7 protein-coding genes are annotated in these 8,177 nt (G+C 65.9%); 4 read left to right on the top strand and 3 right to left on the bottom strand.

The window, feature by feature from the left end; translation table 11 throughout:
- The 4 genes from ACYPYD_RS10855 to ACYPYD_RS10840 all read left to right on the top strand — a co-directional run.
- Positions 1–642, top strand: a 642-nt coding sequence (locus ACYPYD_RS10855) for a TolC family protein (RefSeq protein ID WP_459663121.1), incomplete at its 5' end; no start/stop codon positions are given.
- A 51-nt stretch (positions 643–693) separates the two neighbouring features.
- Positions 694–1,146, top strand: coding sequence for a tRNA (cytidine(34)-2'-O)-methyltransferase (locus ACYPYD_RS10850; RefSeq protein WP_008830367.1), 453 nt, complete (start codon positions 694–696; stop codon positions 1,144–1,146).
- Between the two features lie 108 nt (positions 1,147–1,254).
- The gene (locus ACYPYD_RS10845; RefSeq protein ID WP_459663119.1) at positions 1,255–2,622 is read left to right on the top strand and encodes an amidohydrolase family protein; all 1,368 of its coding nucleotides are present in this window, start codon (positions 1,255–1,257) and stop codon (positions 2,620–2,622) included.
- The gene (locus ACYPYD_RS10840; protein ID WP_211150933.1) at positions 2,607–3,458 is read left to right on the top strand and encodes a TauD/TfdA dioxygenase family protein; all 852 of its coding nucleotides are present in this window, start codon (positions 2,607–2,609) and stop codon (positions 3,456–3,458) included. The genes ACYPYD_RS10845 and ACYPYD_RS10840 overlap by 16 nt, the downstream gene beginning before the upstream one ends.
- Positions 3,459–3,494: 36 nt before the next feature.
- Here ACYPYD_RS10840 and ACYPYD_RS10835 read toward each other — a convergent pair whose 3' ends face one another.
- From ACYPYD_RS10835 to ACYPYD_RS10825, 3 genes are all read right to left on the bottom strand, one after another.
- Positions 3,495–4,346, bottom strand: coding sequence for a FadR/GntR family transcriptional regulator (locus ACYPYD_RS10835; RefSeq protein ID WP_248006104.1), 852 nt, complete (start codon positions 4,344–4,346; stop codon positions 3,495–3,497).
- A gap of 109 nt (positions 4,347–4,455) precedes the next feature.
- Complete coding sequence (locus ACYPYD_RS10830; RefSeq protein WP_459663118.1) at positions 4,456–7,386, bottom strand: PAS domain-containing protein; 2,931 nt, start codon at positions 7,384–7,386, stop codon at positions 4,456–4,458.
- A complete protein-coding gene (locus ACYPYD_RS10825; protein ID WP_459663116.1) occupies positions 7,383–8,138 on the bottom strand; it encodes a sensor histidine kinase in 756 nt (251 codons plus the stop codon). Before ACYPYD_RS10825 ends, ACYPYD_RS10830 begins: the two co-directional genes overlap by 4 nt.
- Positions 8,139–8,177 lie beyond the last annotated feature (39 nt).

The following is an 8,177-nucleotide window of genomic DNA, read 5'->3' as shown; positions in this document are numbered from 1 at the left end:
CAGCCCGGCGCGGTCGATGCGGACCTGTCGGCGGCCGGTGAGATACCCTTACCCCCCGCCTTGGTGCCGGTGGGTGACCCTGCGGTGCTGCTTGCGCACCGTCCCGACATTCGCGCTGCCGAGCGTACGCTGGCCGCCGATACCGCGAAAATCGGCCAGGCGGAGGCCGCCCGCTTCCCGCGCCTGTCGTTCATGGGCCTCATCGGCATCGGCGGCACCAAGATCAGCGATCTCGGCAATCTCGATGATTTCGTGGCGGTCGGCGCGCCGCAGCTGAGCTGGAGTTTCCTCGATTTCGGCCGCACCAAGGCGAAAGTCGGGCAGGCCAGGGCGACCCGTGACGAGGCGGAGGCCCGCTACGACGGCACCGTCCTGTCGGCCCTGCAGGACGCGGAAGACGCCCTTGCACGGTTCCGCGAAGCCCGCGTGACCGTCGCCTCGCTGGCGCGCGTGCGGGACAAGGCGGCTCTGACCGAACGGCTGGCGCAGAGCCGCTATCAGGCTGGGACAGCAACGAGAATCGCCGCGCTCAGCGCTCGCAACGACCTCAACCGCGCCGAGCAGGACCTCGTCTCAGCGCGTGCCGCCCTGACAGGGGATTACGTCGCCATCCAGAAAGCGCTGGGCTTCGCCTGGCGCTGAGCGCTGAGCGCAGGCTTGCGCGAAACATGCAGCGGTGCCTATTAGCGGCCGATGCGCATTGCTCTATTCGAACCGGAAATCGCCGGCAACGTCGGCGCCGTCCTTCGCCTGTGCGCCTGTTTCGGTGTCGGTGTGGACCTCATCGAGCCGATGGGCTTCGAGTGGGACGACCGCCGCGTGCGCCGCACGGCGATGGACTACATCGATCACGTCAGCGTGACGCGCCATGCCGATTTCGAGGCGTTCAGAGGCACGGTCGGCGAAAGCAGGCTGGTGCTGTTCACGACCAAGAGCAGCGAATCCGCCTACGAGTTCAGCTTCCTGCCTGACGACGTGCTGTTGTTTGGAAAGGAAAGCGCAGGCGTTCCCCCATCGGTCGCCGATGCATGCCATGCCCGCGTGCGTATTCCCATGCGTCCGCAGGTTCGCTCGATGAATCTCGCGACTTCGGCGGCGCTGGCCCTTGGCGAAGGGTTGCGGCAGACTTCGACATTGCCTGGCTGAAGATTGCGGATCTGACGATTACGGGGGCGATCAACAAAACTGCCGCGCTCGCTCAAGTGCCGCCCGGCACCTGAGCTATAGTCGCAGCCATCACCACGGCGGGGACGCATGCAGGCAGACACCATCATCACCGGCGCGACCGTCATCACGATGGACGCCGAGCGCCGCGTCATCCGTAACGGTGGCATCGCCTTTTCGGGTGACTGCATCGTCGCCGTGGGGAAGGCCGCCGATCTGGCCGGGATCGAGGCGCGCGAAGTGGTGGATGGCTCCCGGTTCCTGCTGACGCCGGGCTTCGTCAATGCCCATGTCCACCTCACCGAGACGCTCATCCGGGGCTTCATTCCCGGCGACCTGCCGTTCGACGAGACGCTCGGCCGCTGGGTGATCCCCCTTTACAAGGACCACGCGCCCGCCGAACAGGCGGTTGCGGCGAAACTGGCCATCGCGGCGATGCTGCGTACCGGCACGACGACCTTCCTGGAGGCGGGCACGGTCATCGCCTTCGACGAGGTCATGGCAGCAATCGCAGAAACCGGCATTCGGGGGCGGGTCGGCCGCTGGACCGAGGATCGCGCCTGGGACCCGGCCGCCAATGCAGAGGCGCTCACCCGGAACGCTTTCGCGGCGCTGGAGCGCGATCTGGAGGCATACCCGCAGGATGGTCGCCGCATTGCCGCCTGGCCCAACCTCATCGGCCACATGACCGCGACCGACGCCTTGTGGCGGTGCGTGACCGATCTCGCCCGGCGAACCGGCACCGGGGTCTCCGCGCACATGAGCCCTGTCGCCGGCGATTCCGCATGGTATCTTGCCCAGACCGGAAAGCGCGCGGTCGAGCATCTGTCCGACCTTGGCGTGCTGGGGCCGCATCTCAACCTCGTCCACATGGTCCACATCGATGCGCGCGAAGCCGAACTGGTCGCGACGAGCGGAGCCAATGTCACACACTGCCCCGATGCGGCCCTGCGCGGCGGCTACGGCGTGACGCGGCGCGGGCTGTTTCCGGAAATGGCGGCGGCGGGCGTCAATATCGCGCTTGGAACCGACGGCGCGGACAACCACGACATGATGCGCGTCATGGCGCTGATGGCCTCGTTGTTCCGCGACGCGCGCGAGGACCGTTCGCTGTTCCCCGCGCACGCAGCGCTGGAGATGGCGACGCTGAACGGCGCGAAAGTGCTCGGGCTGTCGGACAGCATCGGCGCTCTGGCGGTCGGCATGAAGGCGGACATCGTCGCGCATGACATCCGGCGCCCGGAATGGGTGCCGCTCAACAATCCGGTCGAGCAGCTGGTCGCCTCCGCCGATGGGCGGGGCGTCGATTCGGTCTGGGTCGATGGCGTGCGTGTGGTGGCCGATCATCGCTGCACTCTCATCGACGAGGACGCGCTCTGGACCGAGGGGCAGGCGATGGCGGAAGCGGTGCTCGGGCGTTCGGGATTGCCGCTGGTCAGCGAATGGCCGATCATCTGATGAAGGAAGGGACGCACAAGGTGGAATATTCGGCGATTACGGTGACCCCGCTCACCCCCGGCATGGGCGGGGTGGTCTCGGGTGTGGACCTCACGCAGCCGCTCTCCAATCTGGAGGTGGAGGAACTGCACCGCGCGCTGGAGGATCGGCTAGTGATCTTCTTTCGCGATCAGCCCATCGACCATACGGCGCACAAGCGCTTCGCCAATTACTTCGGCGGCATCCACATCGCGCCCAGCACCAAGCCCTGGCAGCAGCCGGGACACCCCGAAATCACGGTCATGCACGCCGACGGGGATTCCACTTTCGTCGCGGGCGAGGACTGGCATTCGGACATGAGCTGCGATGCCGAGCCTCCGCTGGGTTCGGTGCTCTACCTCCACACGGTGCCGCCGGTGGGCGGGGATACCGCGTTTTCCAACATGTATGCCGCCTACGATGCGCTTTCAGACCGGATGAAGGCGCATCTTAACGGGTTGACGGCGGTTCATGACGCGGTGGTCGGCTTCGGCGGCATCACGCCGGAGGGCATGAAGCTGCCGCGCAGCACGCATCCTGTGATCCGCACGCATCCGGCTACGGGCCGCAAGGCCATCTATGTCAACAAGGGATACACCACGTATATCGAAGGTCTGCCGCGCGCCGAAAGCGACGCGCTGCTCGGCTACCTGTTCGATCACGTGAAGCATCCGCTGTTCCAGTGCCGCTTCTCCTGGGCGCAGCATTCGATCGCGTTCTGGGACAACCGCTGCACGCAACACTCGGCGACCTGGGACTATTTCCCCCAAGTCCGGTCCGGTTTTCGCGTGCAGATACTTGGCGATGTTCCTGTTTGACATGTGAACTGGAACTGTAGTTCCATCCTACGGCCATTAATCTCCGGCGGTGCGTGGGGGCTCGGCTGCTCGGTCGATGGAGGGCAGGCGGTCCTCGACCAGTACCAGCACGTCGCCGATGATCGTGCGCATCGCGACCCGTGCGGCGCTCGCATCCCGAGAGGCGATGGCATCGCGTACCTTGGCGTGTTCGGCAACGTCCGCCGTGCGTCCCTTGATCCGATTGGTGAAGCGGATCGAGGTGCGCAGCGCGGTGCCGACCACGTCGCGTAACTGGATGTAGAACGGGTTCTTCGAGGCCCGCAGCACTGCGACGTGGAAGGCTATGTCGGCCTCCAGTGGGTCATCCAGGCCCCGCTCGGCCGCTTGCATGCGGCGCAGGCCGTCGTCGATGCGCGTGATATCGTCCTCACCCGCGACGCGGGCGGCGAGGGCTGCGGCCTCGGGCTCCACTGCCACGCGCAGTTCGTTGAACTGGCGCAGCAGGTCTAGCGAAAGCCGGCGTTCCAGCATCCAGCGCAGCACATCGGTATCGAACAGATTCCACGACGATGTCGGCTGAACCGTCGTGCCCTGACGCGGGCGAGCGCTGAGGAGCCCCTTGGCGGTCAGCATCTTCACCGCTTCGCGCGTCACCGACCGGCTGACACCGTGCTGCTTGGCGAGTTCCGCCTCGGTCGGGAAGACCTGGTTCTCGAACCGGCCGGTGACGATGGCGCGGCCGATATTGTCGAGCAGCCCGTATGTCAGGTTCCGGCCCAGCTGGGTCGCCGGTTCATCGACTGTGAGATGGGAAGACCCTGCCACGAAACCGTCCTTGTCCTTTTCGTTGCGCCGTCGCGCAATGCCATCGTAGTGCGCGTGGCAGGCCGGACAAGAACGTTTCATATGATAATTATGATTTGAAGGCCGGCCCGGAAGCGTGGCCTGAGGGCGATCACCGCACCGGGCATCTTCAGTACGAGCGAAGGATGGTTCCCCTTGAAGCCATCCCTCTCTAATCGGCTATTTCACGGATTCGGTTCGCCAGCGCCTCCATTGCGAACGGCTTGGTCATGATCGCCATGTTCGGCGCCAGCTGGTTGTTGCTCATCACGGTCTGCTCTGCATAGCCGGTGATGAACAGCACCTTGAGCGCGGGCAGGCGGGCCAGTGCGGCATCGGCTATCTGCCGCCCGTTCATGCCTCCGGGCAAGCCGACGTCGGTTATCAGCAGGTCGATCGGCTGTCCGCTTTCGATGATCCGCATGGCGCTGGGTCCGTCGTGAGCCTTCATGACCCGATAGCCCAACTCCTCCACGACTTCGACCACGAGCATCCGCACCGTCGGTTCGTCGTCCACGACGAGGATCCGGCCGGTTCGCCGCGATCGTTCGGCGGCCGGTTCCTGTTCGGGAGCGGGCGCTGCAACGGCGGCGAGCGCCTCCGTCCCCTCGTGTCGCGGCAGGTAGAGGCGCATGATGGTGCCTTGCCCGGGCTGCGTCGCGATACCGATCTGTCCACCGGACTGACGCGCGAAACCATAGATCATGGACAGGCCGAGCCCGGTGCCCTCTCCGATCGGCTTGGTGGTGAAGAACGGGTCGAAGGCGCGTTCGACGACGGCCGGTGTCATGCCGGTGCCGGTGTCCGATACACTGATTTCGACGTATTCTCCCGGCTCCAGGTCCTGCTCACGCGCCTGTCGGTCCGACAGGGTGACATTGGCGCTAGAAATCCGAATGATGCCGCCGCCGGGCATGGCATCGCGCGCATTGATGCACAAGTTGAGCAATGCGTTCTCAAGCTGGTTGGGATCGACCAGGGTGGACCACAGCCCGGAGGAAGACGAGGTTCGCACTTCGACCTGCGGCCCGACCGTGCGGCGCACCAGATCCTCGATGCCGACCACGAGGGCTGCGACATCGGTAGGCGTCGGTGCCAGCGTCTGGCGGCGGGAAAAGGCAAGCAGCCGATGCGTCAGCGCTGCCGCCCGGCGCACCGCGCCTTGCGCGGCGGTCGAGTATTTCTCCAGTTCGCCAGTGCGGCCTTGCCCAATGCGTGTGTGTATCATCTCCAGCGCGCCCGAGATGCCGGCCAGCAGGTTGTTGAAATCGTGCGCGAGGCCGCCGGTGAGTTGGCCGACCGCCTCCATCTTCTGCGACTGGCGCAGCGCATCCTCGGCGCGGTCGCGCTCGGCGGCGGTTTCGAGGACTTCCTCGTGAAGGCGGCGGCGTTCTTCCTCGAGTTGGCGCTCCACCGCCTTGCGAGCGGACACGTCCTGCATGGCGCCGACCATGCGCTGCGGCCGTCCGGCCTCGTCGCGGATGACGTAGCCGCGGTCGAGAACGTCGGCGTAGCTGCCGTCGGCGCGGCGGAAGCGGTATTCGTCCGTCCAGTCGGTGCCCTGTCCGTCAATGACGCGGAAGATGCTTTCATGGATGCGGCGAGCGTCGTCAGGGTGGATTTGCGACAGCCACCATTCACCGGTCGGAGCCACTGCCTCGGGCACGTGACCGTAGGCATGGGCCAGGGCCTCGTTCCAGGTGACGTGGTCGGCGCGCAAGTCCCAGTCCCACACCGCGTCGTTGGTGGCCCGCCCGGCAAGGCGCAGCCGCTCGCCCACTTCGCGCAGGGCCGCATTGGCTTCCCGGTCGCTGGTGACGTCCTGCACGGTGCCGATCAGGCGTACCGGCGCGCGACCTTCGAAGAAGGCGAGGCCATGGGCGCTGATGTGGCGCAGTTCGCCGTCCTCGATCCCGATGGTTCGGTACTCGACCTCGAAATGATGCGATCCATCAGGGTCTAGCGATGCCGCCACGGCGCGGTCGGCGCGGTCGCGATCTTCAGGGTGAAGGCCTGCAAGGAAGGCCGTCTCGTAGCTGACGCTCACACCCGGGGAGAGGCCGAACAAGGCGCGGCAGCGGTCGTCCCAGGTCAGCGTGCCTTCGCGCGGGCGATAGTCGAAGCGGCCCAGTTCGGCGGCGCGCACGGCCAGTTCCAGTTCCTCGCGGCTGCGCTCCAGCGCGCGCTCGGTGCGGCGGCGTGCGGTCAGGTCGGTGAACAGGACGGCGACGTGGTGCCGGGCGGGGTCATCGACGCGATAGGCCTGTACGGCGTACCAGCGGTCGTCCAACTGGCGGGCGGGAAGTTCGATCCGTTCGGGGCGGCCAGTCCTGGCGACACGGCCGTAGAGATCGAACCAGTGCTGCTCATGGGCGGGTGCGATCTCGCGCATCCATCGGCCCTGGGCATTGGCGATGCCGGTGTAGGCCTCGAAGGAATCGTTGACCTCTATGAAGCGATAGTCGCTGGCCTTGCCATCATCGTCGAATACGACTTCGACGACGCAGAAACCGGAATCGATGGAATTGAAAAGGGAGCGATAGCGCTGCTCACTGGCGCGCAAGGCGACTTCGCTGCGGGCGCGATCGACGGCATCGCGGGTGCGCAGGGCGACGTCTTCCACTTGCCGGGTCTCGCTTTCCGTCCAGATGCGCGGGGTTGCGTGGTGGACATAGAGTACGCTGTCGAACCTGCCTTCGCGGAAGATCGGACAGACCACCAGCGCATGCGAGCCGATGCTTCGCCAGCCTTCAGCGAAGGCGGCGGTGCGCGGGTCGGTATCGCTGTCGGCGACTACCAGCGTGTGGCCAAGGCGCAGTTCTGCGATGATCGCGGGGCCGAAGCTGTCGAGCACGCGCGTCTCTCCGGCGAGGCTTGGCAGGGTGCTCGACCAGTCCGCGTCCAGATGCGCCCTCACACCGTCGTCGCTTATCGTGGCGAAGCCGCAGCGGCCAGCCGAGAGGTGCTCGCCCAGCAGTTGCGCTGCCGTGGCGAGGATGTCCTCGGCGTCTTCGCTGCGGCGCATGCGGTCGAGCAGACGCAGCTGGAATGCCTGCCATTTAGGCAGTTCCTCATGGCTGGACCGGCCGAAAGCGTCGGTCATGCGTGGGCCTCGACAGGCAGGACCATGCGGCACACGACCCCGTCGGCCGTGAAGTTCACCGTCGCTCCGGTGCCTTCTCCGCGGGCGAGGCTGCGGGTGATCAAGGTCTGGCCGAAACCGTGGCGCCTGGGTGATTCCACGCGCGGGCCTCCGCTTTCCGTCCACATGATTTCGTAGAGATCGCCGTCGAGCGCGCGTCCCCTGACGGTCACGCAGCCGGTTTCGGCCGATAACGCGCCGTACTTGACTGCGTTGGTCGTAAGTTCGTGCACGACGAGGCCGAAGGCGATCGCGACGTCGGGTGCGACCAGACGATCCAGTGCGGCGAGTTCCATGCGTGGTCCGGGAGAAGAAAGGTAGGGCGCGAGTTCGGAGCGGATCATCGCGGAGAGGTCAACCCCGGTCCAGGAGACATCGGCGAGCAGGTTGTGGGTGGCTGCCAGCGCCTGGATGCGGCGCGTGAAGCGCACGCGGAAGTCGTCGAGCCCGTGAGAATTCGACAAAGTCCGACTACAGATGGACAGAACCATCGACAGCGTGTTCTTCACGCGGTGATCCAGTTCATGCATCAGCAGGGTCTGGCGCCTATCGTCCGCACTGCGCATGGCGTCGGCATCCCCCTCGCGGATGGCACGCAGGGCTTCTTCCGCTTCGTGGAGGCGGCGCCTCAGTTCCTCCACCGAAAGCGCCTCCAACGCCGCCGGAATCGTCACGGGGGTAGCCGTCAGGCCGTTTTCGTTTCCAGCTGCCATGCCTGTCCCGAACCATCTCCAGAATCGGTGCTTAAGCGA

The organism is Novosphingobium sp. 11B (assembly GCF_054589055.1).
The sequence above is the reverse complement of the archived record's forward strand: the minus strand, read 5'-3'. Positions and strand labels throughout refer to the sequence as shown.

Excerpts from the sequence above, each read along its gene's own strand:
- ACYPYD_RS10840 (WP_211150933.1), top strand. The coding sequence starts at position 2,607 with ATGGCCGATCATCTGATGAAGGAAGGGACGCACAAGGTGGAATATTCG.
- ACYPYD_RS10845 (WP_459663119.1), top strand. The coding sequence starts at position 1,255 with ATGCAGGCAGACACCATCATCACCGGCGCGACCGTCATCACGATGGAC.
- ACYPYD_RS10825 (WP_459663116.1), bottom strand. The coding sequence starts at position 8,138 with ATGGCAGCTGGAAACGAAAACGGCCTGACGGCTACCCCCGTGACGATT.
- ACYPYD_RS10830 (WP_459663118.1), bottom strand. The coding sequence starts at position 7,386 with ATGACCGACGCTTTCGGCCGGTCCAGCCATGAGGAACTGCCTAAATGG.
- ACYPYD_RS10850 (WP_008830367.1), top strand. The coding sequence starts at position 694 with ATGCGCATTGCTCTATTCGAACCGGAAATCGCCGGCAACGTCGGCGCC.
- ACYPYD_RS10835 (WP_248006104.1), bottom strand. The coding sequence starts at position 4,346 with ATGAAACGTTCTTGTCCGGCCTGCCACGCGCACTACGATGGCATTGCG.